29 protein-coding genes and 1 pseudogene are annotated in these 26,108 nt (G+C 58.7%); 19 read left to right on the top strand and 11 right to left on the bottom strand.

What is annotated here, in order from left to right:
- Positions 1-133 precede the first annotated feature (133 nt).
- From J4G14_06195 to J4G14_06175, 5 genes are all read left to right on the top strand, one after another.
- On the top strand, positions 134-508 hold the full coding sequence (locus J4G14_06195) for a VOC family protein (protein ID MCE2457390.1): 375 nt from the start codon (positions 134-136) through the stop codon (positions 506-508).
- A gap of 152 nt (positions 509-660) precedes the next feature.
- On the top strand, positions 661-1,353 hold the full coding sequence (locus tag J4G14_06190; protein ID MCE2457389.1) for an NAD(P)-dependent oxidoreductase: 693 nt from the start codon (positions 661-663) through the stop codon (positions 1,351-1,353).
- Positions 1,354-1,475: 122 nt separating this feature from the next.
- Entirely contained in the window at positions 1,476-2,219 is a 744-nt protein-coding gene (locus J4G14_06185; GenBank protein MCE2457388.1) for an NAD(P)-dependent oxidoreductase, read from the top strand.
- Positions 2,220-2,296: 77 nt separating this feature from the next.
- Entirely contained in the window at positions 2,297-4,102 is a 1,806-nt protein-coding gene (locus J4G14_06180) for a gamma-glutamyltransferase (GenBank protein MCE2457387.1), read from the top strand.
- A 10-nt stretch (positions 4,103-4,112) separates the two neighbouring features.
- Entirely contained in the window at positions 4,113-4,904 is a 792-nt protein-coding gene (locus J4G14_06175; GenBank protein ID MCE2457386.1) for a cupin domain-containing protein, read from the top strand.
- A gap of 19 nt (positions 4,905-4,923) precedes the next feature.
- Here the strand turns inward: J4G14_06175 and J4G14_06170 are convergent, their stop codons facing one another.
- The 6 genes from J4G14_06170 to J4G14_06145 form a co-directional block, all read right to left on the bottom strand.
- A complete protein-coding gene (locus tag J4G14_06170; protein ID MCE2457385.1) occupies positions 4,924-5,274 on the bottom strand; it encodes a DUF5615 family PIN-like protein in 351 nt (116 codons plus the stop codon).
- 6 nt (positions 5,275-5,280) lie between these two features.
- The gene (locus J4G14_06165; GenBank protein MCE2457384.1) at positions 5,281-5,613 is read right to left on the bottom strand and encodes a DUF433 domain-containing protein; all 333 of its coding nucleotides are present in this window, start codon (positions 5,611-5,613) and stop codon (positions 5,281-5,283) included.
- A gap of 51 nt (positions 5,614-5,664) precedes the next feature.
- Positions 5,665-7,002 carry a CoA transferase gene (locus J4G14_06160; GenBank protein ID MCE2457383.1) on the bottom strand — a complete coding sequence of 446 codons (1,338 nt, stop codon included), beginning with the start codon at positions 7,000-7,002 and terminating at the stop codon, positions 5,665-5,667.
- Positions 6,995-8,212 carry a CoA transferase gene (locus J4G14_06155; GenBank protein MCE2457382.1) on the bottom strand — a complete coding sequence of 406 codons (1,218 nt, stop codon included), beginning with the start codon at positions 8,210-8,212 and terminating at the stop codon, positions 6,995-6,997. Before J4G14_06155 ends, J4G14_06160 begins: the two co-directional genes overlap by 8 nt.
- 212 nt (positions 8,213-8,424) lie before the next feature.
- Complete coding sequence (locus J4G14_06150) at positions 8,425-8,787, bottom strand: hypothetical protein (GenBank protein ID MCE2457381.1); 363 nt, start codon at positions 8,785-8,787, stop codon at positions 8,425-8,427.
- A 260-nt stretch (positions 8,788-9,047) separates the two neighbouring features.
- Positions 9,048-10,082, bottom strand: coding sequence for a 2-dehydropantoate 2-reductase (locus J4G14_06145; protein MCE2457380.1), 1,035 nt, complete (start codon positions 10,080-10,082; stop codon positions 9,048-9,050).
- Positions 10,083-10,283: 201 nt separating this feature from the next.
- On the opposite strand from J4G14_06145, the gene J4G14_06140 reads away from it, so the two are divergent.
- On the top strand, positions 10,284-11,357 hold the full coding sequence (locus J4G14_06140; protein ID MCE2457379.1) for an LLM class flavin-dependent oxidoreductase: 1,074 nt from the start codon (positions 10,284-10,286) through the stop codon (positions 11,355-11,357).
- Here J4G14_06140 and J4G14_06135 read toward each other — a convergent pair.
- Positions 11,354-11,734 carry a VOC family protein gene (locus J4G14_06135; GenBank protein ID MCE2457378.1) on the bottom strand — a complete coding sequence of 127 codons (381 nt, stop codon included), beginning with the start codon at positions 11,732-11,734 and terminating at the stop codon, positions 11,354-11,356. The two genes, J4G14_06140 and J4G14_06135, sit on opposite strands and share 4 nt — an antisense overlap.
- 42 nt (positions 11,735-11,776) lie before the next feature.
- On the bottom strand, positions 11,777-12,430 hold the full coding sequence (locus J4G14_06130; GenBank protein ID MCE2457377.1) for a hypothetical protein: 654 nt from the start codon (positions 12,428-12,430) through the stop codon (positions 11,777-11,779).
- Between the two features lie 220 nt (positions 12,431-12,650).
- On the opposite strand from J4G14_06130, the gene J4G14_06125 reads away from it, so the two are divergent.
- The 9 genes and pseudogenes from J4G14_06125 to J4G14_06085 all read left to right on the top strand — a co-directional run bounded on the left by J4G14_06125 (position 12,651) and on the right by J4G14_06085 (position 21,084).
- A complete protein-coding gene (locus J4G14_06125) occupies positions 12,651-14,075 on the top strand; it encodes a DUF362 domain-containing protein (GenBank protein ID MCE2457376.1) in 1,425 nt (474 codons plus the stop codon).
- Positions 14,076-14,284: 209 nt separating this feature from the next.
- Entirely contained in the window at positions 14,285-14,608 is a 324-nt protein-coding gene (locus J4G14_06120) for a hypothetical protein (protein ID MCE2457375.1), read from the top strand.
- Positions 14,605-15,507 (top strand): NAD(P)-dependent oxidoreductase, encoded by a 903-nt coding sequence (locus J4G14_06115; protein ID MCE2457374.1) that lies wholly within the window; start codon positions 14,605-14,607, stop codon positions 15,505-15,507. Before J4G14_06120 ends, J4G14_06115 begins: the two co-directional genes overlap by 4 nt.
- A gap of 117 nt (positions 15,508-15,624) precedes the next feature.
- A complete protein-coding gene (locus J4G14_06110; GenBank protein ID MCE2457373.1) occupies positions 15,625-16,440 on the top strand; it encodes a site-specific DNA-methyltransferase in 816 nt (271 codons plus the stop codon).
- Positions 16,440-17,048, top strand: a pseudogene (locus J4G14_06105) (restriction endonuclease). Before J4G14_06110 ends, J4G14_06105 begins: the two are co-directional and overlap by 1 nt.
- Positions 17,049-17,088: 40 nt before the next feature.
- Positions 17,089-17,454, top strand: a complete 366-nt coding sequence (locus J4G14_06100) for a PaREP1 family protein (protein MCE2457372.1) — start codon at positions 17,089-17,091, stop codon at positions 17,452-17,454.
- A gap of 26 nt (positions 17,455-17,480) precedes the next feature.
- The gene (larE, locus tag J4G14_06095; protein ID MCE2457371.1) at positions 17,481-18,356 is read left to right on the top strand and encodes an ATP-dependent sacrificial sulfur transferase LarE; all 876 of its coding nucleotides are present in this window, start codon (positions 17,481-17,483) and stop codon (positions 18,354-18,356) included.
- A gap of 113 nt (positions 18,357-18,469) precedes the next feature.
- The gene (locus tag J4G14_06090; GenBank protein MCE2457370.1) at positions 18,470-20,116 is read left to right on the top strand and encodes a thiamine pyrophosphate-requiring protein; all 1,647 of its coding nucleotides are present in this window, start codon (positions 18,470-18,472) and stop codon (positions 20,114-20,116) included.
- A 167-nt stretch (positions 20,117-20,283) separates the two neighbouring features.
- On the top strand, positions 20,284-21,084 hold the full coding sequence (locus J4G14_06085; GenBank protein ID MCE2457369.1) for a FixH family protein: 801 nt from the start codon (positions 20,284-20,286) through the stop codon (positions 21,082-21,084).
- Positions 21,085-21,220: 136 nt separating this feature from the next.
- On the opposite strand, the gene J4G14_06080 is transcribed toward J4G14_06085, so the two are convergent.
- Positions 21,221-21,613 carry a CBS domain-containing protein gene (locus tag J4G14_06080; GenBank protein MCE2457368.1) on the bottom strand — a complete coding sequence of 131 codons (393 nt, stop codon included), beginning with the start codon at positions 21,611-21,613 and terminating at the stop codon, positions 21,221-21,223.
- Positions 21,614-21,833: 220 nt separating this feature from the next.
- Here J4G14_06080 and ccsA point away from each other — a divergent pair, with 220 nt between their 5' ends.
- The 4 genes from ccsA (at position 21,834) to J4G14_06060 (ending at position 24,656) form a co-directional block, all read left to right on the top strand.
- Positions 21,834-22,541 (top strand): cytochrome c biogenesis protein CcsA, encoded by a 708-nt coding sequence (gene ccsA / locus J4G14_06075; protein ID MCE2457367.1) that lies wholly within the window; start codon positions 21,834-21,836, stop codon positions 22,539-22,541.
- Positions 22,516-22,845, top strand: a complete 330-nt coding sequence (locus J4G14_06070) for a CcmD family protein (GenBank protein MCE2457366.1) — start codon at positions 22,516-22,518, stop codon at positions 22,843-22,845. Before ccsA ends, J4G14_06070 begins: the two co-directional genes overlap by 26 nt.
- A 25-nt stretch (positions 22,846-22,870) precedes the next feature.
- Positions 22,871-23,326, top strand: coding sequence for a cytochrome c maturation protein CcmE (locus J4G14_06065; protein MCE2457365.1), 456 nt, complete (start codon positions 22,871-22,873; stop codon positions 23,324-23,326).
- 94 nt (positions 23,327-23,420) lie between these two features.
- Complete coding sequence (locus J4G14_06060) at positions 23,421-24,656, top strand: MFS transporter (protein MCE2457364.1); 1,236 nt, start codon at positions 23,421-23,423, stop codon at positions 24,654-24,656.
- A gap of 108 nt (positions 24,657-24,764) precedes the next feature.
- Here J4G14_06060 and J4G14_06055 read toward each other — a convergent pair whose 3' ends face one another.
- Positions 24,765-25,283, bottom strand: a complete 519-nt coding sequence (locus J4G14_06055) for a hypothetical protein (GenBank protein MCE2457363.1) — start codon at positions 25,281-25,283, stop codon at positions 24,765-24,767.
- 32 nt (positions 25,284-25,315) lie between these two features.
- On the bottom strand, positions 25,316-25,822 hold the full coding sequence (locus tag J4G14_06050; protein MCE2457362.1) for a hypothetical protein: 507 nt from the start codon (positions 25,820-25,822) through the stop codon (positions 25,316-25,318).
- Positions 25,823-26,108: the final 286 nt, after the last annotated feature.

Below are 26,108 nucleotides of genomic sequence, written 5' to 3'. Positions count from 1 at the left end.
GATTGCTCTTGAACAATTGTTCTAAGAGCACTTACCATTATATGCGTGTTGTGGCGAAGTTCAAGCTACAGCAGCCACAGAAAGACACCGGTTTGGCGCCGGAATCTCAAAACAGCACCCAGGAGGTGTACGTATGCCCAACCCTGTAGTCCACTTCGAAGTCCAGTCCAATGACGCAGAGAAGAGCAAGGCGTTCTTCAGAGAGGTTTTCGGCTGGAATATTAGCGATGCCCCTATGCCCGGCGGCATGACCTATGGAGTCGTCGACACGCAGACTGAGTCCGGCATCAATGGTGGAATCGGCCCCTCGTTCACGGACGAGACCTGCGTCGCGTTCTACATCGAAGTGGACGATCTCCAAGCTTATCTCGACAAGGCAGTAGCGGCCGGCGGACAGGTCCTCATGCCTGTGACGGTTATCCCCGGCGCAGTGACAATGGCGTTCTTCTCTGATCCGGCTGGTGCGGCCGTGGGGCTTGTCGCCAGCGAGACTCCTCCGGCTGAGTAGGTCCCCGAGGCTCGGCTAAAATCAAAGAGGCCCCGGATGCTGTTGGCGTCCGGGGCCTTGATCTTTGTAAGACCTGTCCTGAGCGCCTTCAAGTGTCCATACAGCTTAGAATACGTTAAGCTGTGCAGCCAGAATACTGGAGAGATCAGGGCGTGAACATACTCATTACGGGAGCGTCGACGCGGATTGCCACACTGCTGGCAGAGGCATTGGATGAGTCGCATAGCGTGACGCTCTCCGATCGCGTTGCCGTGTCAGATGCAGACAGCTTCGTCCTTTGCGACCTCGACCACGACGAGGCGACCAATGACCTTGTAAGAGGGATGGACGTTGTCATTCATCCGGGACAGGTCGACGGGGAACTTCCCGTTTCCGAGCAGTTGGATGCTGCCATGCGATGCGTCTACAACCTCGTGCGAGCCGCTGCCGAAGAGGGCGTGCCGAGGTTTGTCTTCTTGAGTTCGCTCTCAGTAATGGGCCGATACGACGAAGAGTACGCCGTCACCGAACGATGGCTTCCGGCCCCGACCACAGAGACGGACGTGCTCTGCTTCCACTTAGGTGAGTTCATCTGCCGCGAGTTTGCGCGAGAGCACAAGATCGAGGTCGTGTGCCTGAGACTCGGGGATCTTGCAGAGGAAGACGGCGCTCCGGCCGCCACGTCGACCCTCTATCCGAGTGACGCGGTGCAGGCAGTCGAGAAGGCACTAACCGCGGACATATCCGAGGGGTATGCGGGCTCACGGAGCTACTGGTCGGTGTTCCATATACAGTCAGATGTGCCCAACCGCCGGTTCCTGACGACCACGGCTGAGACTCGCCTCGGATTCAGTCCTTCAAGCTAACGCCAGTCGTGAAGGCGATACTGGTCAACTCCAGGCATTTGGGCTATTCTCATCCCTGCGTGGCCATGGAGTTTCTCACCAATGATGAGACCCTCGCCTTCCTGCCAGACAAAGGCACCTTGATGAACGTACTGATACTGGGAGCCAACGGGATGCTCGGCCCTCATGTCATAAGGGCGCTTGAGGGGGAGCATACTCTGAGATTGACAGACGTCAACGAACCTCCGGAAACGTCTCACGAGTACTTCAACCTGGACGTCTCCGACCTGGATGGAGTGATCGAGGCCGCAGATGGTATGGATGCGATCATCAACCTGTCCGTGCTGAGGCCACACCGTCGTATCGCGTTCGACGTCAATGCGCGGGGCACTTACAATGCCTGCGCGGCAGCGGTGCATCATGGCATTCGGAGGGTGATCAACACAGGTCCCCACTTCACGATCACCGGGCCGACGTACGAGAACTCCGACCACCTCATAGGGCCGGACGTGCCTTCGCAGTCGGGCACGCTCCTGTACGCGATCACGAAGTCGCTTGGGCAGGAGATCTGCCGTGTCTTCACCGAGAACCACGACCTGTACGTTCTGACGCTGCTGTTCTACAACTTCCATTTTGGAGACGAGGTCGAGGGTTACGGTAAGGACTTCACGCCATTCAACGTCACCTGGCAGGATGCAGGTGAGGCCTTTGTACCCGCGCTGAGCATTCCGCTCGAGTCGCTGCCCTCGAAGTGCGAGCCGTTCTTCATCTTTGCCGATCTGCCACACGGGAAGTTCACGAACGAAAAGGCGAAACGTATACTTGGGTGGCGCCCAACTGACAATCTCGATAGTTTCTGGAAGAAGAGAATCGCCGCCGATAGCTAACGGCTCATTCTCAATACGCTGTTGAACAGCGAATTTACTCAAGCTCGATACCGGCCCATGCAGAAAGAGAGAGGAAGATGACAACGTCAATCAGCGCTTCGGCGATGGAGCAGGGAAACATCAGTCAGCAGGCGACCGGACGACCGGTGGTCTACGGGACGCAAGGGGTTATCTCAAGCGGTCACTACCTGACCTCTATGGCCGGAATGCGGATGCTGTTGACTGGCGGAAACGCGTTTGACGCAGTCGTAGCCGCTGGCTTCGCTGCTGCGGTAACCGAGCCGATAGCGTCGTATTCCCTGGCGGCTGAAGGCGTGTTCATGCTCTACCATGCCGAAAGCGGGGACCTCCTGTCCCTTAGCGGCCAGGGCACTGCACCAGACAGGGCAACTGTCGACTGGTATCGCAGCCTGGGCCAGAGCGAGATCCCCACCGGCCCTGGTCCGCTGGCCCACCTCAGCTTCACCCTGCCCGGCGTGGTGGCAGCGTACCTGTCGCTACTGGAAAGGTACGGCAGGAAGACCGTGGGAGAGGTGCTTGAGCCTTCCATCCACTATGCCGAGCGCGGGATACCGAACTACGAGTACATGCTTGAGCGCATCGACAGCCCAGTCACCAGGGGCCAGTTTGAGGAGTACCCGCCCGGCGGGCTGGATATCTTCTATGACAACGGAAGCACGCCCGAACCTGGTTCGCTGCTGGTACAGAAGGGACTTGCGAACGTCTTCCGCAAGATGGTTGAGGCCGAAGGTGCGGGAAGCGGGCACAGGGTGGACGGCGTCCGTGCGGCGCGTGACTGCTTCTACACAGGCGAGATCGCGGAGATCATTGCAGAGTGCAGTGAGAGAGTCGGCGGCATCCTGGACATGCCATCTCTGGCCGCCTATGAGCCAAAGTACGAGACCCCTATCAAGACGGGCTATATGGGCCATGAGGTCCACGGCCAGAGCACCTGGACGCAGGGCGCGGTGCTCATGCAGTCCCTGAACATACTGGAGAACTTCGACCTCAAAGCGATGGGTCACAATTCGACGGCTTACATCCACACGGTCAGCCAAGCTGTTAATCTCTCGTTCGCCGACCGTGAGGCCTACTACGGCGACCCTGACTTTGCTACCGTACCGATCGACGGGCTGCTCTCTAAGGAGTACGCACGGGAGCGGGCGGCTCTCATAGATTCGAACAGGGCCATGCCGGAACTGCCGGCGCCGGGAGACCCCTGGAAGTACTCGGCGATGTCGGGCACGGCTGCTGCGGCCAGAGAGGCCGTTGCGGCTGCTGGCGACGGTGACGGTGGTGCGGATAGCGGTACGACGCACATCTCTTCCATCGACCGCGACGGTAACCTGGTCTGCGCGACGCCGTCCGGCGGATCGTTTGCGAAGTCGGTCTTCTTCCCAGAACTGGGCTGCGGCCTCAGCACTCGTATCGAGATGTTCAACTTCGAGGACGGCCATCCGAACAGGCTGGAGCCTCGCAAGCGTCCGAGGACGACCCTCGTAAACTACATCGTTTCAAAAGACGGAGTGCCTGTGATGACAGTCGGCTGCCCCGGCGGCGACCATCAGGCACAGGCCAACATGCAGCTTGTGCTTAACTCAGTGCTGTGGGGCATGAACCCGCAGGAGTCAGTTGAAGCTCCCCGGTTCGCCAGCCAGGGAGTGAAGAACAGCTTCTACCCGCACACATACTATCCGGGCCAGCTTGGAATTGAGCCGGGTATCCCGCAGAGCACCAGGGACGAGCTGAGCGCAATGGGCCACGACATCGTATCCGTCGCCAGTGCCGGCATGGGCGCGACGGTTTCGACACGCGACCCTCAGACAGGCGTCCTTGCATCATCGGGCGACCCGCGCCGGGCCTGCTACGCCCTCTCGTGGTAAGGAGTTGAGTATGACAACCAGCGAAGCGAGTGTCAGCACAGAGCCGCTTCACATAAATATTTCGGACGTAGTCGCGCGTCACGGCGAGCCGCCGTGGGCTGAGAAGCTGCTATCTGACGGACGAAATGACGCAGTGCTCATATGCAATGCGCCCGGGCAGGAGAACGACCCGCACATCCACCCGGACTTCGTGGAATGGTGGATCGTTCTCGCTGGGGAGCTAGTCTGGGAGGTCGGAGACTACCCTCCAGTTCGGGCCACGAAGGGCGACGTAGTGATGGCACCGAAGCGCCAGCGTCACGCCATTCGGACAGTCGGGACTGAGAATTCGTTGCGTTTGAGAATAACGAGTCCGACGTCGAACCACGACAGCACCGGGCAGAGGTCAAACATCATCAGGCCGTTCCCAGAGCAGGACGGACCGCCCAACATGATTCACACCACGCTCGATTTCATGCTGGAGAAGTTCGGAGAGCCGCCCTGGGCGACGTCAATCCTGCTGGACGACCGCAACAGCGCGAACCTGATCTGTCACGGCCCAGGCATGACGAACAACGCCCACTGGCATCCTGACTTCAACGAGTGGTGGACGATCCTGGGCGGTGAGCTGACGTGGAACGTCGGCGAGGGCAGGCCTCTGATCCACGCCTCTGAGGGCGACATAGTGTTCGTGCCAGAGGGGATGCGGCACCACATCAGTTCAGTGGGCGACGGAATCTCGTTCCGGCTGGCTGTGACCACTCCCGATCAGCCGCACATCTACACAGACGACGATGACGCCGCGCCACCGCCAGTGTCATAGGAGCTGATTTACAATTGCATTAGAGTGGAAGATACCTGATTTGGCGGTCCCACTCATTGTCCAGGCTGCCCTGTGCGATAAGCAGCAAGTTCTCAAGCACTTCCCCAATTTGGAGACTCTGGGGAATCAAGAACAAGCCTGGCATCGGCTGTCCGGCCTCCAGTCGATTGGAGGCGTATCTCGGCATTGTGGTCACGTCGTGGGAAAGAAGGATACGATCCTCTCCGGCAGCCCATTCAAGCACTGACGGGTCATCAGCACCAGCTAGTCCTACTTCCTGTACGCGAACTATGTCGACTACTGGATTGCGGACGAGCAAACCGCTGACGATGTGATTGTTCAGGTTCTCATCGGCAGCGAACCGCACCAATGGAGGCTAGCCTCCGTTTGCGCGCTGCTTCATGAGTCGAGCCCGATAGTCCGCAGGCGGGAATTTACGCTCGACTTCCAATCTGATTTTCTCAGCATCTGCTGCGCGGGCACTCAGGTACTCGTCAACCTCATCCTGCCGTCGAAGGTAGTACCCAAGCACAGAGTGGACATCGCAGAGCTGAACAGAGGGGAACTGCTCGGCAATTTCCTCGGGGCTCGCGCCAAGTTTGAACGCACCGATGAGGACGTCAAGCGTCACCCTGGAGTTGCCAACTCTGACCGTACCGCTATCGTCCACTCGCAGCGGCACGGGGTCAGCTTTTACGTCAAAGCTCATGCCTCGTTAGTGCTCCACGACAATATTCCAAACAGTGTAGCACCTACGACGCTACGAGTCGGAGGATGAGAGGCCGCGTTCTCGGGCGCGGCGGACTCCGCCCATGTCGGCGCCGTCGAGTGGGACCGTGCCGATGATCCGAGTAGCCTCGAGCTCAGCCAGCCTACTGTGGCTCAGGCCCATGAGGTCTCCCAGCACATCCTCGTTGTGCTGGCCCAGACCCGGGGCCGGCTCGTGTCTCACCTCTGGTCGGTTGTGCATGCGCCAAATCGGTCCACTCAGCAGATGCACGCCTGCGTCCGAGTGGTCCACGGCCTGGAAGTACCCACGGTCCTGCAGGTGTGGATTGTCATAGGTGTCGCCGCCACAGTCCAGCACAGGGCCGGTTGCTATTCCGTACTCCTGTAGAAGGTTCGCGACCTGGTATCTGCTCATCTCCCGCGTCCAGCGGCTGATAATCAAGTCAAGCTCGTCCTGGTTACGCAGGCGAGCTGGAAGCGTTTCGAAGTCAGGGTGGTGCGCGAGCTGCGGCATCTGCATTGCCTGGCACATCTCGCGCCACTGCTCGTCCGACTGGACTGAGACTGCTACCCATTCGTCGTCCCCTGCACACGGGTAAGTCCCGTGGGGAGCCATGGCGGGGTGGCGATTGCCCCGACGACTTCTTGGCGTACCTACTAGTGAATGCTCGAGATAGACCTCGCCCAGGTGCGGCATGAATGCCTCCGCCTGAGACAGGTCGATGAACTGCCCCTTCCCGGTGCGGGCACGATTGTGAATGGCGAGACAGATCGAGAAGACGGCGGTTGCACCGGCGACCGCGTCCGGGTGGTGCACAAGGGAGTTGCGCGAAATCTCCATGTCTGGATAGCCGCGGAGCGCGGTGTGGCCCGTAATCGCGTCGATCACCATACCCATGCTGCGGAAAGTCCTGTAGGGGCCGGTGTTGCCGTAGCCGGGGGTGAACAGCGCGATGATGTCAGGCTTGACCTTGCGAAGCTCCTCATAGCCCAGGCCGAACTTGTCCATTACTCCAAAGGCGTAGTTGGTGAATACCACGTCGCTGACGTTGACCAGTTCCTTGAAGGTTTCCGCACCGTCGGAGGTGGTCAGGTCGAGTGTAATGCCCTGCTTGCTGCGGCTGAGCACATTGAAATTGGCGTTTCTGTTCCAGGGGCGCTCGCCTGGCTCGCCGTCTGGGTAGCCGGAGGTACCTGGCCTCGGCCGAATCGGCCCCCTGGCGATTCGCTGAATCGCCTCTACCTTGATTACTTCTGCCCCCATGTCGGCCAGCAGGGAGCCACAGAACGGCCCTGCCCATATCTCGGCAAGCTCGAGCGCGCGAACCCCAGACAGAGGGCCGGGTTTAATGCCTGATGAATTAACCAAGGCTGGTGACTCCGCTCTCTACAAGTGATTCAAGCTCCTGCTCAGACATATCGAGTAGTCCTGTCAGTACCTCTCTGCTGTGCTGGCCGAGTAGTGGGGCTGGCGACGGCGGTGAGATCGGGGCTTCAGACAGTCGGAAAGGCAGTCCAGTGTAACTGTGAGTGCCATGTTCCGGGTGCTCGATCACCTGGAAGTAGTCTCGTTCTCTGAAGTGCTCGTTGTCGGCAGCCTCGAGGGCCTCCAGCACCGGCCCACCGGGGATTCCCGCCTTCTGGGCGGCGTCGAAGACCTCCATCCTGGTGTGCTGGTCGAGCCAGTCCTGGAAGATCACCTCCAACTCCAGCCGGTTCTCGCTCCGGACCTCGGTCGAGAGGAACCTGGGGTCTTCCCTGAGCTCGGGCTGGCCGATCATCTGGGCAATGTTAGGCCACATCCTCGGACCCAGGGGCAGGAAGCTGACGTAGCCGTCTTTGCACCTGAAGGTCCCGACCGCGTACGGCTCACGTCCTCCCGCGGCCGACGTGCGAGGCTCGATGCGAAGGTCGTTCTCACCTGAGTACGCGAACGGGGCTCGGCGTCCGATCTGGTGAGGGTGACCAGCCATGGCCTCCAGGATGGATATGTCGATCCAGTCGCCAATGCCAGTCAGTGCGACACCAGCCAGCGCGCCCATGGTAGCGGCGGCAGCGGTTGTACCGGCGAAGTACTGAGCGATCTCGCCACCGTACTTGAGCGGGTACCTGTTCGGAAGCCCCTCACGGTGCATCGCTCCGGTCATTGCGAACAGAGTGAGCTCCGTGTAGTTCCACTGGTTGTAGGGGCCGTCCTGACCGAATGGAGTAACCGACGTCATTACGATGTCGGGCCTGGACTGCGACAGCTTCTCGTAACCGATGCCGAGTCCCTCGACCATGCCGGGCCTCATGCTCTCAACGATGATGTCGCAGTGGAGAGCCAGATCCAGCAACACGTCTCTGCCGCGCTCCAACTCCAGGTCGAGAGTCAGGCTCTTGCGGTTGGTGTTCAGGTGGAGCTGGCGCGCCTTTCGCTCTGCTTCGTTGATCTCAGGGTAAGGCTGAGCAACGGGGACCGGGTGATCGATACTGATGACTTCGGCGCCGAAGTCGGCCAGCATTTTGGCACAGTACGGGCCGGAGATCCCGTCTGTCAGTTCAAGAACGCGTACGTTATCTAGGGCCACTTGTGGCAAGTTTGAACTCCCCTGCCGCAGGCGCGGCCAAGCCATTCTCTAACCGATTACGCAGGGTGTCAATCGCCTTGCCCCTACCTCTCTAAGGTGGCCAACAAGGGACTTGTCGTCGAACTCTTCACCCTCACCCCCGGATCAAGTCCGGGCAGGATCTAACCCTCCCCCTAGGGAAGAAGGGATATTGTCCCGTCGACTGCTGCCAAGGGCAACCTTCAGCGGTCCCTGCGCTGATCGAGGGCGGCCTTTTGCAATTCGGCGGGCGACGGGAGACCCGTTAGGTGGGACTCGTCTGCGTCTGACCGGTCTTCGTCGGAATGACGTTTCCAGCCCCATAAGACGTTGCGCATACGTTCCCTAGGGTCAGGGGGAGACGGGACGATCACTGCCGCCACGGACAGTGACATCAGGAACGAGATAGAGAACACCACGAGAATAAGGCGAGAGAGCAACGTTGCCTGCGGACCTGGAATGTACATGCCCGCACTGAGTGTGGTCACGATGCAGGCGAGCAGCAACAGGATACGGGCGCCTTTCCGATTCCTCGTCCTGCGTTGCGCTGCTTCAGACTGATACAAGCGTCTATCCCTTCTCGATGAGTCCGGCAGGATCAGGTATTCACCCTCACCCCGATGGAGCTTAAAGGGGCATGTATTCGACCTTTTCGCCCTCACCCCAACCCTCTCCCCCGTATCAAGTCCGGGGCAGGCTCTGAGGGAGAGGGGGTATGTTGATGGTACTCATGCCTATCTGTGTATCTTTACATACCCCTGTAAACCCCGAGGGAGAGGGGGCCTGTTGGTGGTATTCGCGGTAGGGGCAGGTCTGAAACCTGCCCCTACATGAAATCGCTCATGAGGTTGATGTTGTCGGCCTCTGACTCCAGTGCGCCTGCCTCTACCTGTTTGACGAGCGAGGTTATCCGGTCACATGCTGGTGTCGATATCCCGACCTCGCGACCACGGTTAGCGACGTAGCCGTCGAGGTACTCGATCTCCGTTCTGCGTCCCTTCATGACATCCTGGAGCATGGACGGTCGGCCTGCGCCGAGCTCGCGAGCGGTCTCTGCAAGCTGGGACTTGAGGTCCTCCAGAACTGTCGCGTCCTCGGAGGCCTCGACGTACTGCTGGGCTGGGACGTTGTTGATCGGGTCGACGTTGACGCCGAGGGCGGTACCGACACGGACGACTTCGGCGCCGATCTTCACGGTCACGTCAACGACGCCTGGCGTCTCGCGGGACGCACCGGAAGTCAGTCCGGTCAGGGCGCAGATCGGGTTGGCCATGGAGTTGACAGCCAGCTTGGACCATCTCTGACCCCACATGTTGGATGTCACCTTCGTGGGACCGACGACACCGAGCATGTCGGCGATCGCGTGCGCCCTGTTGGACTCGATGCCGCTGGGCTCGCCAATGGTGAATGCCAGCCTGTCGGCAACGCTGGTCCTGATCGGGTTGGCGGGCTCATACATGCCCGCTCCGAGCGTAATCACGCATCCGAGCACCTTGCTCCAGCCAGCGATTGGGCCGATGCGCTCGTCGTTGATACCATTCTGCGCCGAAACGATTGCGCCGTTTCCAGCCATGTACTGAAGAATGAAGTGGGTCGCCCATGTGGTGTCGTAGGACTTCATCGCGAGAAACACGAGGTCGAATGGCTCGACAATGTTGCAGACTTCTCCCAGGTGTACGGCGTTTGCCTCGACGGTGAAGTCTCCCTCCTGGGTGGAGACGGTCAGACCCTTGTCTCGAATCGCATCAACGTTCGCGGCCCACTGGTCAATCAGGGTGACATCGTGGCCGGCCCTGGTCAGGTAGCCGCCGATGATCCCGCCAATGGCCCCAACTCCAAGGACTGCAACTCTCTCAAACATGGCAGTTCGCCTCCGAAGGTATGATTGGGCACGGGGGCGATTGTATCAGGTTGGGGAACGCATTTGAGGAGTGCGAGCATCCACCCTCACCCTAGCTCTCTCCCTGAGCGAGAGGGGGCAATGCCGAACTTGTGAGACGTGATATAGAATGTGCTTGGCCAGATCAGGCTGTCCGACGCTAGCTGCAGACAGGAGCCCGTCATGAGATTCGGTATGTTCGACGTTATCAGGTGGCATGAGACGATGTCCGATCAGGACACGCTTATGAATGCGCTGGAGCAGGTGGAGTTCGCAGACAAGCTCGGCATACAGGACATCTGGCTCGGTGAGCACCACTTCTCGAGACACGGGATACTCTCAGGAGTCTTCTCGTTCATGGGGGCGGTGGCAGCAAGGACGACGCAGGCGCGGATTGGCACATCGATCGTCATATTGCCATTCCACAACCCTGTGCAGGTCGCTGAAGAGGCGGCGATCATCGACATCGTCTCAGGCGGCAGATTCAACCTGGGCGTAGGCGCCGGGTACCAGGCGCAGGAGTTCCACGGCATGGGGGTGGACATCACCAGGTCCAGGGACATGTTCAAGGAGTACCTCGACGTCGTCCAGAAGTGCTGGGAGGACGGCAACCTCACCTACAAGGGTGAGTTCGTCGATGTCGAAGACATCTGGGTGATACCAAAGCCAATCCAGAAGCCGGGACCGCCGATCTATATTGCGGTCAGCACCAGCCCTGAGAGCGTCGACTACGCGGCGCAGATCGGGGTGCCGATCCTGGTGGGCGGTCCGACGACGACACTCGGTCAGACGCCACGCATCGTCGAGATGTGGCACGAGCGAATGGAGCACCACGGCAACCCGCATGAGCACATCGACCTGCCGGTGAGCGCGAACGTGTATGTCGCGCCGACGATGGAAGAGGCAGAGAGTGAGACGGCGGGGTTGGAAGCGGCCATCAACGAGGAGTTCTACCGTATCGGGAACCCGGCCGATAAGGACGGCAATATCCCTGACAACTACAAACACTGGGTGCATCGCGATCGCGACCGTGAGCTGGCTGCCGTGCGCGCCAGGGAAGAGGGCATCCGCCCGCTGATCGGAACCCCAGAGGTTGTGTGCGAGAGGCTGGAGGTGCTGAGGTCGAAAGGGATCAACCGCATCTTCGGCAAGTTCGGCGCGGCTGGACTGGAGCAGGGCAAGTGGCTCCGCTCCATTCAGATGTTCGCCGAAGAGGTGATGCCGGAGTTCGCCGAAGAGGCCATTGCGGCGGACTAGTCCCTTTCCAGAAGCTCGATCCTCACGTTTTCCGGAGCCAGCACGTAGGCGATCTTGAGCCCAGGCCGTAGTTGGAACGGCTCAGTGGAGAATTCGGCGCCCTTGGCCTTCAGATCGGCGGCAGCTTCTTCTATGTCGTCCACCAGCAGACCGAAGTGGTCCAGGCCCAGGTATGACTCCCCGGGAGCCTCCGTAGCGCTCTCATCTGCCCTGGCGATGAAGATGGTGAGGCCGTTGATATCCAGATCGATCCGGGCTTGGCCGTCTGTCTGGACTGATTCGATGATCTCAGCGCCGAACATCTCGTTGTACCAGCGAGCGGTGGCCATCGGGTCCTGGGTGCGAAGGTGAATGTGGTCGTACGAGTAGGTAGGCATGTCTCTCCTCCAAAGTGTTGACTCGAACTCGGTGACTCCCGACTAAAGCTCTATCCGGCAGACACGTCCGCTGGGGTCGCAACAGAACCAGAGCGCGCCATCGTGCATGGTGAGGCCATGAAGCTCCGGTGACTTGACCTCGATCTCGTCGTGGATGTCGCCGTTATCGGGGTCCAGCCGGTGGATCTTCTGCATGGCCCTGTCGGCACACCAGAGCGTTTCGCCATCCCACGCGATGCCGTGAGGGGCAGCTCCTGGGGTCGGTATGGAGTGCCTTGGCTCCAGCGTTTCTGAGTCGACGAGATACAGCCTCAGCGCAGGCTTGGCGGCAATCCATATGGTATCGCCCATCCACTCCATGCCGTGAGGACGGTTGTAGTTTGGGCCGGTGTCGCGAGGGTCCCAGACATCGCTTCCCGGCGGTTCGTGGAAGCTGACGGTCGAGCCGTCATCGTTGAGCTTGTAGAGCCTTGAGTTGTGCGTAGATGCGACCCAAACGTTGCCTCCGCCCACGGTGAGACCGCTGGACCTGAAGGTCTCTGTTGTGACGTCGATCATGGCCTCGCCGGTCTCATAGTCCAGCTTCTGGAGCCTGCTTCCATCGTCTGCTGAGATCACCCACAGGCCGTCGTCAGCAGCCTGGAGTCCGTTCGGCCTCGGGCATGGCGTGAGCCACATGTCTTCAATCTTGGGCATTCGATTCTCCTGATCCGGACTTACGGCCTTCATCACAAGCGAACAGTTGTCGTAGGGGCGGTTCGCGAACAGCCCCTACCTGGTGTGACGGTATGGCAATTCGCCTATAGTTGCGTTGACAAGGTACATACCCAATGTTACGCTCACCGAGACTGTCATATCTACAATTGTGCGTATCCAGATATAGCTGGGTTACAGGAGCCCGACAGGGAGGGAAACTATGGGCAACTCCAAAGTCTATTGGATGGACGCTCATTCGACGTCCACGGAGACCAGCCTCGTAGCGAAAATGACCACGGTCTTCGATGCGGCTGGGCTGGACAAGATGATCAAGCCCAACGACGTGGTAGCAATCAAGATTCATTGCGGCGAGTGGAACAACTCCGCCTATCTGCGACCAGTCTATCCACGAGCGCTCGCTGACAGGATCAAGGAGCTTGGTGGCAGGCCTTTCGTCTGTGACACCACGACGTCGACATACGCCCCCTACGGCTCCCGCTCCAGCCAGCTCGACATCCTGCTGACTGCAGAGCGCAACGGCTTCAACTCGGCCACGCTCGGCTGCCCGTTCGTTTGCGCGGACGGCTGGCTCGGCACCGCTGACTTCAGGGTCGATATCCCCGAGGGATACCTGCTGAAAGAGGCCTACGTAGCTGAGGCAATCGCAGCGGCCGACGTGCTTATTGCTCTGACCCACTTCAAGGGTCACGGCATGGGCGTCATCGGCGGCGCGCTCAAGAACCTGGGCATCGGCGCCCAGTCCAAGCGCGGCAAGCTCAACGTCCACATGGGCGGCCACCCGAACTACGGTCTCGGCGCTGCCGCGGTCTTCCATCCTGAGGCATTCAAGGGCAAGGCCAACACACCCGACTGGGAGCTTCTTGAAGACTGCTGTCCATATGACCTGTGGCACATCAACGAGAACGACGAGCTCGAGTGGGAGCGCGAGAAGTGCGCGACCTGCCTTGGCTGTTTCGGCGTGATGGGCAGCCGTGGAATCCTGGAGATTCCGCCGGTCAACTTCGACGCTGTCGACATCGCCATCGCAGACGCCTGCCTGGGCGTAGAGAAGGCGCTGAACGGCAAGGTCGGATACATCAACATGGCAATCGACGTATCGCCTCGCTGCGACTGCGCGAACCATGCCGACATTCCGATAGTGCCGCACCTGGGCGTATTCGCGTCCACTGACGCGGTCGCGATCGACATGGCCTGTGTCGACGCCGCCAAGCGCTCCGCCGGTATGCCTGGCTCCGCCGCCGAGCTGATGGAAGCCCATCACCCCGGCGACCGCAAGTTCGAGGCCGCTGCCGCGACGTTCCATTCTCAGAGCGAGGTCGCGAGCATCAACACCGGCCACGAGATTGGACTCGGCAGCCGCGACTACGAGCTGATCGACGTTGAGCCTCAGCCTGAAGAGATGCACAGGTTCCCATACGACCGTCGGGCGAGCCGACCTCGCTACATGGAGAAGTTCCAGCGCTTCATGCCGTTCCCGTACGACCGGCACGACGGCAGGGGCTTCGACCGCAAAGAAGAGGTCGACATCGACGCCATCAAGCACCACTACGAGGAGTCCACGAACGGTCACCACGTAGGAGCGGAGCTCGAGGAGTTGGTGCCAGCGGACGATGACGACGATTAGGCGCTTCGGCTAACTCAGCACAGGCTCTATTGCCTAAGCTGGGTGTGCCCCGCCAGTCGTAACATAGTCTGAAATCATAGGGGCGGGTCCGGTACCCGCCCCTTTTGCAAGAAGCGAGAATCCAGGAGCCAGGAACTAGAGATTCACATCTTTCACAAGATGTGCTTGGTACAAGTTCATGATTCCTGAATACGGAGGATAACGAGAAAATGCCACCCTCTGGACAGGAGATGCTGGAACAGAGCATCTCGAAATGCCAGCAGATAGCCGACGGACTCGGCACACAGAACTCTGACTGGGAGACCTCAGTCGTAGAGATAGTAGACAAGTTCGGCGAGGTCAGCGGAACTTTCTTCTTCCAGACGATGCCGTCCATACCGCCGACGCGCACGGCAATGCGCGCCGCCGACGCAGCGCTCAACCACAAGAACAGCGGTGACTGGGACTCGTTCGAGCCAGCGCTAACGGACCTGATTTCGAGTGCTCAGGATGTGATCGAAGCCGCCGGAATGAAGGGGACGACACTCACGTGACCAACCCGGCTTCGTCAAGCTCAGCGCAGGCGGTACTCATCACCGGGGGCGCTGGCAGTGTCGGGCGGCAGCTTGTCGAGATGTTTGTCGAGGCAGGACGCGCGGTCCGAGTGTTCGATCTTCCGATGATGGACTTCACAGGACTTGAAGGGCAGGAAGGCATCGAGATCGTCAAGGGTGACATCACCGACGCTGACGGTGTCAGAGTAGCCGTTGAAGGTGTGGACGCAGTCCTTCACCTGGCGGCGATACTTCCGCCGAACAGCGAGAGAGACCGTGACCTGACGTTCAGGGTGAACGTAGATGGGACGAAGAACATCATCAGTGCCCTGGAGCAGAGCGCACCGGATACCCGGATGGTGTTCACATCGTCGATCAGCACGTACGGAGACACCAGCGGCGAAGAGCCGCCGGTGCGGGTGGGCCACTCGCAGAGCGCGATAGACATCTACGCGGACAGTAAGATCGAAGGCGAGAAGCTGATCTTCGAGTCGTCGCTGACCAACACGGTCTCCCTGAGAATCGCGGGGATCCTGGTCCCGGCGTTTCTGGAGCCCCCGACACCGTGGCCGTTCATGGAGGGCCAGCGAGTAGAGATGGTCCATCGCGACGATGTGGCTGACGCGCTGTTCGCATCAGCGTCGGCTCCGGATGCGGGGGGCAAGATCTTCAACGTCGCTGGCGGACCGACCTGGCAACAGCACGGGCGTGACTATGTGAAGGACTTCTTTGAAGTCATGGGCGCGCCGGTCGAGATGGCCGTCTACCGTGACACCCCAGGGTGGATGGACTGGTACGATACAGAAGAATCGCAACGAATACTTGGGTATCAGAACCGCAGCTACCAGCACTACATCGGAGAGATGCAGGCGATCATCCAGGAGATGATGGAGGGGTAGGAATACACGGTGGTGGACAGCCAGTTACAGATTCGAGATGTTCAACAGCCGCTCCTAGAGCCTCCTCATGCTGAACATGGCGACAGCGCCCCACAGGAAGCCTCGCATGAGGCTGTCATGGTATGCCAGGACAACTTGGAGTTCATGAGTGGACTGCCTGACGCTTCGATGAAGCTCATCGTCACCTCGCCACCGTACAACATTGGCAAGACCTACGAGAAGCGGTCTCCTTTAGAAGACTATCTAGCGTGCCAGTCTCGTGTCATTGCTGAGTGTGTACGTCTCCTTCACCCGACTGGATCACTCTGCTGGCAGGTGGGCAATTACGTAAACGACGGGGAAGTCGCCCCACTGGATACAGCGCTGTACCCGATCTTCAAGTCGCACGAACTCAAACTCCGAAATCGAATCGTGTGGCACTTCGGGCATGGTCTGCACTCCAGCAAGCGTCTTTCTGGGAGATACGAGACAATCAACTGGTTTACGAAGACGGACGACTACACGTTCAATCTCGATCCGATACGGGTGCCGTCGAAGTATCCCAACAAGCGTCATTTCAAAGGGCCAAACCTTGGGAAGCTGTCCGGCAATCCTCTCGGTAAGAACCCCAGCGACGTGTGGGAGTTCCCGAACGTCAAGAGCAACCACGTCGAGAAGACCGTCCACCCGTGCCAGTTTCCAGTAGAGCTCGTGGAGCGATTGGTACTGTCAATGACCAATGAAGGCGACTACGTCTTCGACCCGTACATGGGCGTGGGATCCTCTGTTATCGCAGCCGTGAAACATGGTCGGCTTGGGTTTGGGTGTGACATCGTGCGAGAGTACGTTGATGTAGGCCACGAGCGATTGAAGGCGTTGAGGAACGGAACACTCAGGACTCGGCCAATGGGCAAACCAGTCTATGATCCTACAAAGCCTGGAGGCGGACACTGATGAAGGTCGCCGCCCGCTATTCGCATCTGAACGGCGAGGAGTTTCTACTTGTTCATCGCAGAGAGCTTTGGAATGAGGTTCTTGAGATCGTTGAGTCAGTAGACGCAGAGGCTTGCCGAACCAAGGTCTCCCGCGAAAGAAGCATGGTTGGAAACCTGCTGTATTAGCCGATTGATATGAACAAGGCTATGGCTGGTTTCAAGGAACGTGGTTGGGCGCAGAGAAGACAAGGATTTTGGGTAACCGCTGAGGAAAAGATCGTTCGGGCCATCGTCAACCTGTCGCCAGGTCAGCAGAAAATGGCCATTGAGGAAGCAGGGCAGGAACCAATCTATTCGTACAATCAGACAGATTTCGTAAAGGACCGAGTAGCCGTGGAGGTGCAGTTCGGCAAGTACGCTTTCGTGGCGCACGATCTGTTCGTTAAGCACATGGCATTCTTCGTGTCAGATGTAATTGACGTCGGAATCGAAATACTTCCAATGAAGGAGCTTGAGAGAAACATGTCCTCGGGTGTGCCATACTACGAGCGAGACTTGCTCAACGTCATGAGACAAGGAAGAGGCATTCCTGCCGTTCCACTGGTACTCATAGGTGTCGCACCCTAGAACTGGACATGAAGCCAATCGCCAAATCTAAGTGAGAAGGATGACCCTCACCAACGAACATAGGGCGGTCAGCCCCCAATTCATGCAGCAGGCCGACGAAGAGTTGGGACGTGGAGACCAGCTTCAGGCTTCTGAGAAAGCATGGGGTGCGGCGGTTCGAGCCGTCAAGCCCATCGCAGAGCACCGCGGATGGCAACATGACAGTCACCGCCATCTGTTCATCGCAGCTCGGAGAATAGCTGAAGAGAATCACGACAACGAGATTCGTGAACTTTTTGGCGTGGCGAGTAGTCTTCATGTCAACTTCTATGAGGGATGGATGGACCTTCAAACAGTAGTGGGCAACATCGACAGCGTAAAGCGACTGCTTGGCAAGCTGGACTCGCTAGAGGATGTCCCAGCTTAGCCGCAAAACTTATCGGAGAAATGCCGATGGCAACCCAGACGGAAATCCAGATAGTAGACAGGCAGACCGCTGAGCGGAAGATGGAGTCCCTGCGCGGTTTACTGCGCGAGATGGGGACTGTCATCGTGGCGTACTCCGGCGGAGTGGACAGCGCGTTCCTCGCCGCTGCCGCCAACGATGTGCTCGGTCACAAGGCGCTGGCCGTCACGGCCAAGTCTCCCAGCCTGGCGCCGTCTGAGCTTCGGGATGCTGTCGAGCTTGCTGGGCGGCTCGGTCTCAATCACCGCGTGATCGAGACCCATGAGGTAGAACGGGAAGACTACGCCGAGAACAACCCGAACCGCTGCTTCTTCTGTAAGGATGAGCTATACACCTACTTGGCAGCATATGCTCAGGAAGAGGGCTACGAGCACATCACCAACGGAACGAACACCGACGACCTCGGCGACTTCAGACCCGGACTCAACGCGGCGAAACAGTACGGCGTCCGCAGCCCGATGGTGGAGGCGGAGCTGTCGAAGGCTGAAATCCGAACGCTGTCGCGTGGAATGGAACTGCCGACTTGGGACAAGCCGGCGCAGGCGTGCCTGTCGTCACGGATTCCCTACGGGACACCTGTGACAGTTGAGGCGCTGACCCGGATCGCTCAGGCAGAGGAGTTCCTGCACGACGAGATCGGCATCCGTCAGCTCCGTGTACGTCACCACGATACGGTAGCGAGGATAGAGGTCGAGACCGCAGACTTTCTGACGCTGACGGAGGAATCGACCCGCGCAAAGGTGACGGAGTTCTTCCGGTCGATCGGGTACTCGTACGTCACGCTGGACCTTGAGGGGTTCAGGTCCGGAAGCCTCAACGAGGTGCTTGCAGGGCTGCGTAAGAAGGCCCAAGCTGGGAACTAGTCCCTGCACACTGGATACTTGAGCTCACTTTCGTTGAGCAACACCAGCTAGTATCCTAGCCGTAGTCTCGTCGGCATCCGACAGCCCACCCCCAGCAGCTTGGGAGACCCACCATGCAGACTCTTGACGCCATCGCTCATATTCTCAAGAAGGAAGGTATCGAATACCTGAGTTCCTTCCCGACTACGCATGTGATCGAGTCAGCCGCTGACGTCGGCATACGGCCGATCATCTGCCGGCAGGAGCGCGTTGGGGTCGGCATCGCAGATGGGTATAGCAGGGTTACCAATGGTAATCCTGCAGGTGTCTTTGCCATGCAGTACGGCCCTGGCGCAGAAAATGCGTACGCGGGCGTAGCCACAGCGTTCTCCGACGCAGTGCCGGTGCTGCTGCTTCCTCTTGGATATCCGGGTGACCGTGACGGCGTCTATCCGCACTTCAGCTCAGTCAGGAGCTACGAGTCGATCACCAAGAACGTAGAGCGGCTGAAGGCGTCGAATCTGGTAGTCGAGACAATGCGCAGGGCGTTTGCGCGTCTGAAGATGGGCCGACCTGGCCCTGTGATGGTGGAGATTCCGTCTGACGTCGGCGCCGAGGACGTACCGGACGAGTTGGTGAATAGCTACCGTCCCGTCAAGGTCGCAACCGCTGGGGCGAACGTCGCCGCGGTGGACGAGGCGGCCGCGGCGCTGCTTGCGGCATCCAACCCGATAATCTACGCAGGACAGGGCGTGCTGTACGCGGAGGCATCCGACGACCTGGTTGAACTGGCAGAGCTGCTGCAGATTCCTGTGACGACAAGCATGGCTGGCAAGAGCGGCTTTCCTGAGAAGCATCCACTGTCTCTGGGATCCAGCTCCGGGGTCATGAACGGTGCAGCGTACCGGTTCATGGGTCGCGCGGATGTCGTATTCGCTGTCGGCTCGAGCCTGACCAGACATGGTATGACTACGAATATTCCAAGCGACAAGACATTCATTCAGGCCACGAACGACCCCATCGACATCAGCAAGAACTACGACATCGAGTACCCCCTGTTGGGTGACGCAAAGCTGATCATTCGACAGATGATCGAGGCGTGCAAGGACAGACACGGAGGCCAGTCGAGAGATGGCGAGACCGCGGAAGAGATCGCCACAGTTCGTCAGGCCTGGCTGGACCAGTGGGCGCACAAGCTGAACTCAGCCGAGGTGCCGATGACCCCCTACCGGGTGATTTCTGAGTTCATGAATAACATCGACCCGAATCACGCCATTGTCACCCACGACTCGGGCAGTCCCAGGGACCAGCTTATGCCGTTCTACCAGGCGGGTGGGCCTCACACGTACCTGGGATGGGGCAAGTCACATGGGCTGGGGACAGGTCTAGGGCTGAATATGGGGGCGAAGCTCGCGGACCCCGACAAGTTCGTGGTGAACTTCATGGGGGACGCTGCTTTCGGCATGACAGGGTTCGACTTCGAGACTGCTGTGCGTTCAGGCATACCGATCCTGACAGTGGTACTGAACAACTCGTCCATGGCAATCGAGACGTCTGCGATGGCGCGATCTCACGAGTTGTACAACACCCGCGATCTTGGCGGCAGCTATGCCGACCTCGGAACCGCAATGGGCGGATGGGCAGAGCGAATCGAAGACCCGTCCGATATCGGCCCTGCGTTCCTGCGGGCGAAAGCCGCAACGGAGAACGGCCAGGCTGCCCTGCTGGAATTCATCACCAGCGAAGAGGGTGAGTTCAGCCACAGGCGTCCATTCGGGTAGGTAGCTCCTTGGTCTTTCGCAATGCGGGACGGGATGTGTCAGTAAGCCGACTCCCGGTGATTGTCGCTGTTACTCTGGCACTGCTACTGAGCGTAGCTGCGTGCGGTACAAATTCGGAAGTTGAGCCAACTCAGGGTGCGCCGAGCGCGCCTTCCGCACCGCCGTCGTTGCCTGATCCAATAACGGTCGCTGTAGCGTCAACAGACCTCGCCGTGGGAGACAACCGTGTAGTCTTCGGCCTCATCCGCCAGGGCAAAGGCCCGATTAAGGGCGCTCAAGTGGACGTCGAGACCTTTCTGCTCACCACCTCAGAGCAGGACGGGCCCAGGCAGACTGTCCCCGCGGAGTTCCAGGTCTGGCCGGGAGGCTCAGGCGGCGTATATGTCGCGACCCTGACCTTCAATGAGACCGGCGAGTGGGGTCTCGGGCTCAAGCTGAAGGACGCGGATGGCTCTGATACCCGGGCGGGAACGCGCGTACAGGTGAAGTCCGAGAGCGCCACACCAGCACTGGGAGCCGCAGCACCGCGCAGCAAGAACAGGACGGCGCGGGACGTGGGCGATCTCGCTGAGCTTACAACGGACTCCGATCCCGAACCTGAACTGTACGTGATGACAATTGAGGAAGCCCTCGACGAGGGCATTCCTCTCGTGGTCAGCTTCGCGACACCTGCATACTGCAAGACCGCCACATGCGGACCTCAGCTTGACGCGATCAAGGACCTGAAGGCGACACACTCGGACCGCGTAAACTTCCTGCACGTCGAGGTCTATGACAACCCACCAGAGATCAGGGCTGAGGGGATATCTGCAGCAAAGCTCTCCCCCACTCTCGCCGAGTGGGGCCTGCCGACAGAGCCGTGGACGTTTGTCATCGACGCCGACGGCAACGTCCGGGCCAAGTACGAGGGCTATGTCGGCTCAGATGAGTTGGAAGAGGCGATAACCTCAACACTTGGTGGTTCCTGACGGCCATACGGAGGACTCTGTAGTTATGTCCTCAGTGGGTTTCAGGCGAACAACTCGTCGCTGACACTGGAAAATGAAACGGCCCGCTGCGATGGCCGTGCAGCGGGCCGTCAGGCAATGGGGGAAGAACTTAGTTTCAGGCGGGTGTGTAATCCATTTCGCTGTCCATAGCCCCGAAGACACTCACTGACTCCAGGATGCCGGCCAGCTTCCCTTCGTCGACTACGGGAAGATACTCCAGCTCGCCGTCGATGACCATGAGCGAAGCGTCTCCAATCTGGGTGTCAGAAGCGATGACCTGATCCTGTGGAGCCATGTGACGCTCGACGGTACACTGCCACGGGATGTGGCCATTGGCCATGCAGCCAATAACCATGTCGCTCTCGCTGATTACTCCCTCGATGTTTCCACCGTTTGTCACGACCAGGCAGGACGCACTGGTGTCTCGCATCAGTTTTGCCGCTTCAGTAACTGTGGTCGTCAGCTTAACTGAGACGGAAGCTGGGGCCATGAGTTCACTTACGTCCATGCTCTGTCTCTCATTTCCGATTCCAGGCTCAGAGAAGTCTCTCAAGTAACCGTGGAACTCGCTTTGGTATTCATTCTCACGCCAATTATCTGGCGCTACAGGTAATACTATACATGGCAGGTGTTAATAGCATGTTAAGTAGGTGTTACAGGCGTGTGACATCTGGCCCGTACGGGTCGCCTACTAAGGGCTGTCACACTTGTGATATATTGCACATACCATGGCACAGTCGGCCACAGCCCCAATTCCAGCTACTGGACTGGTCCGCCGAATATCCGGCGATGTCCTGCTAATCGGCAGTGCGCTGCTGATGGCGCTCACTCTGTACCTGGTGTACATGTGGGTCCCCACCGAGCTGAACCTCGGAGTGTCCCAGCGGATCTTCTACTTCCATGTGCCACTCGGCTGGATTGGCATGGTGTCGATCATGGTCGTTGCGGTCGCGAGCATCATGCACCTGGCTACCGGGAGGCAGAAGTGGGACGATCTCGCCTACTCTACTGCCGAAATCGGCATCATATTTGCCAGCCTGATCCTGGTCACAGGCGCGATCTGGGGCAAGCCGGTCTGGGGAGTCTGGTGGACATGGGACGCCAAGCTGACGACCACGCTGGTGCTGTGGTTCATATACGTCGGATACCTTATGGTGCGGGCGTATGGCCCCGCGGGAACCCAGGGTAAGCGCTTCGCATCGGTCATTGCACTGATCGGAGCGATCGATGCACCGATCATCTACAAGGCCACCGACTGGTGGCGGTCGGCACATCCTGAGAGAAACGTCCCTTCAGACTTGAACGAGAAGATGCTGCTGACACTGATGGTCTCGGTGCTAGCATTCACAGTGTTGTACGTGTACCTGCTCATGGAGAGGTACTCGTTGAGACGATCGGAATCGGACCTGGATGAGATTCACCAGAGATTTGTATAGCTACGCCAGGACGCGCGTAACTGCCCTGGGCGCGATAATAGTCATGGCCTTCCTGGCCCTGTCGGCGATCGGCGTCGCTGGAGCTTACGAGGGGCCGATTCAGGCGGCAGCACAGGGCGCTGCACCCTCCCAAGAAGGCAGCGGCCCAGAGGCGAATCTGTCATTCCTGTTTGCGGTGTATATTGTTACGTGGGCAGCGTTCTTCGCGTATGTCTTCTATGTGTCTCGCAGGCAGCGTGAACTGCAGAACGAGATCAGGGACCTGAAGCGGGCGCTTGAAGAGCGCGACAGTCAAGATTCATAGCAGTAGTACCAGTACGAGTCCACACATGACAGAAGGACAGATAACTCAAACCTTACCTGAGGACGACGGGCCAGTATCGTCCCATCGCATCAAGCTGCTGATCGCGTTTGTCGTGCTGGTAGCAGCGCTGGGATACTTCGCCTTCCAGTCTTTCCAGGGAGCGACGGTGTACTACTACACCGTCGGCGAGATGAGGGACGTCGGTTTCACCCCCGAAGACCGCATGGTCCGCGTGAGCGGCAAGCTGGTGCCGGACTCGTTCCACCGAGACGATGGTTCGACTCTTGCCGAGTTCAACCTTACCGACGGTGCTGAGGACCTCGCCGCCGCCCACAATGGCGTTCTGCCCGACCTTTTCTTCAACGAGCACTCCGAGATCATCCTGGAGGGCCGCTATCACCCGGACGGCGTCTTCGTGAGCGAGAACGTCATCGTGAAGTGCCCGTCCAAGTACGTAGCGATGGAGGAAGAGACGGGCTGAGCACAGGGCTCGAACTCCCTCTCCTCTCTGACGCGCCCGCCGATTACTAGCTGACTCGCGACTTCCCGGGCGGGTCTCTCAGAGAGCCATCCTCGTGACGACCGCAGGCTCAGCAGTTGAATTTATCTCAAGGCTGGCCCCGTCATTCGCCTTTCGCGACTTCCGACTGCTGTGGTTGTCCACACTGCTGCAGTCGGCATCGATGGGGATGATCTGGGTTGTCACCGGCTGGCTCGTGTTCGAGATCACCGACTCGGCGTTCATGGTCGGGGTGTCTTCGGCTCTGACGATGATACCGTTCTTCGTGCTCGGGCTGGTGTCAGGAGCCGTCGCGGACCGGGTGGAACGACGCACTCTGCTCATTATAGTAACGCTTGGTGGTGTGGCAGTGTCGCTCGTGATCAGCGCAGTGTTGATCGCCGACGTTGCGCAACTGTGGCATATTCTCGTCCTGATCACCATCGGCGGCTGCGTAACGGCCTTCCAGATGACCACTCGGCAGTCGCTCACCTACGACATCGTAGGGCCAAGACTCGCGCTCAACGGCCTGTCGCTGAACTCGGTCAGTATGCAGGTAGGCAGCATAGTCGGGTCGCTGCTGTCCGGTGTGATTATCTCGGCGTACGGCGCTGGTGGGCAGTTCCTACTCATAGGAGCGACATACTTTGCCTCCGTGCTGTTCCTGCTGCCGATCGGCGCGCGGCGGGAGGCACCGGTAGGTCAGCGGGCCTCGGTCACTCGCAACCTTGCCGACTACGTAGACATCATGCGTACCAATCGCATACTCGTGACGCTGATGGCGCTCGCTGCGCTGACCGAGATTTTCGGCTTTACGCACATGAGTCTGCTGCCGGTGATCGCCAAGGACGTACTCGGGCTGGGGCCTATCGGACTGGGAGTGATGACGGCCGTGAGGCAGATCGGCGGCATCGCAGGCCTGCTGACGTTGTCTTCCATGGGAAACTTCCGACGTAAGGGCCTGCTGATGTTCGGCCTCATGGCGCTATTCGGGGCGAGCCTCATGGCCCTGATGATCTCGACCAATCTAATCCACTACGTTGCGATGCTGACGCTGGCCACAGGCTGCGCCATGGCAGTAGACACGCTGTACATGACCCTGATGCAGGAGAACGTGCCGGACGAGCAGAGAGGCAGGGCGATGGGTGCGTGGACGCTGAGCATCGGCGTCGCACCAGCCGGTCACCTTGGACTGGGCGGGCTTGCAGGCGCGGTCGGTGCCCCGCTCGCGCTGTTCGCCAGCGGGTCTGTGCTGGTGGTGGGCAGCCTGATTACGGCGGTTACGCTGCCGAGCATCAGGCGGTTGGAGTGAGGCTGCGGAATCCATCATTGGGAGAGTCACAATCCCAAGACTTAGGCAAACCCAAACCTGTCCAGCCAAGCCCACGAAATTGCTAGTGACAATCTCAGCATGGCAAAGTCAGAATCTGAAATGTGGAGGAAGTTCTGGCCAGATGCCAATCTGACGTTGTTGCGCCCACTGAGTGCACTCAGAGACTAGTTGGCATATTTCCATCTGCTCGTAAGTGTAAGGCATCCTGACGAAGTAGCCTTGCACAATGTTTCCAGTCATACCCTGGGTAGGTTTGTAGTGCTCAATTGGAAAAAGAACCGCGGTCTTCATCTGTATATCTAGGATACTTACGAAATTGGAGATCTCACCGAAAGCACCCCAGCTATTCTCCGTATGCAAGATAATCACGAGATCAACTGTGTCGTCTCTGAGTAAGTCTTGCTCCTGCCCAATCCAGTCGGGTGCAGTTGAATCAATATGGTGTTCGGGGAAAAATGCTCGATGGCCCATGTCTAGAAGAGCATCTCGAATCTGGTAGCGCTTTAGGGTGCCTGTATCATCGAGGTTTTCCAAGTTGGGCCCAAGAACGGCAATTGTGAGAGATCTTCTTGTAAACTCCTCCTCAACCTCACCAAGTCTAGCCACTACACGATCACTGAACCTGTCCCCCTGACTAGTCATTCCCCGTCGAGTGCCTCTATGAAGTTCTGACCAGCCTCCGTGATATATATTACGTTTGACCCAATCTCACAGAAGTTAGCGGCAGTCAATTTGGCAAGAGCTATACCTTCCTCACAGGTATCGAAATCGTCAAAGGGCAATGTCACCAGCTTAAACATCTTTGCCAACAATCGAACGGCCTCCTCATCGCCAAGAACAGCGGCTGCCTTTCGCCGGAAATGTCGATTGGCGTTGTCTAAACGGTGGCGGAGGTCTTCAGTAGGGTTGGATGGTGGTCTGTCAAGTAAAGAGCGTAATTCCACATGGTAAGGTGCATTTAGTAGCTGCAATCGTACATCTTGGCCAGCTAGTAGGCTGGCTCCTTTAGAGCTTATGGCCCGCCCGCTACCTGCTGCCGATCCCAGTCTCAATTTGACGATTGCGTCACCAGACAGATCATACCAGTCGCCTACACTTCCGACGCCCATGTAGGCTCTTTCAACTTCGGGATTCGCATGGACCACTTCAATCCTCCACTTTCACGGTCACCAGAGAGTTAGAGAACCTCCCAGCTTTAGCCAATAAACCGCGAATGCTTGCTAGGTCTAGTGCGATACTATCATCAAAGTTTACGATGTGCATGAGACCATCGGAATCCTCAGCTGGTAACACTCCGACGCGGTATTGGACATTATCTCCATCCCGACGACTGAATTGTGCGTTCTCTATGTGAGTTAGAGGGTGTCTGAGAAGTGTTAGGATCGGGTCATTATGAAGCGTAAGCCGTATCCGACAGACCTGACCGACACA

It is taken from the genome of Dehalococcoidia bacterium, from assembly GCA_021295915.1.
GTDB lineage: Bacteria > Chloroflexota > Dehalococcoidia > Lucifugimonadales > UBA1123 > VXRN01.
The sequence above is the reverse complement of the archived record's forward strand: the minus strand, read 5'-3'. Positions and strand labels throughout refer to the sequence as shown.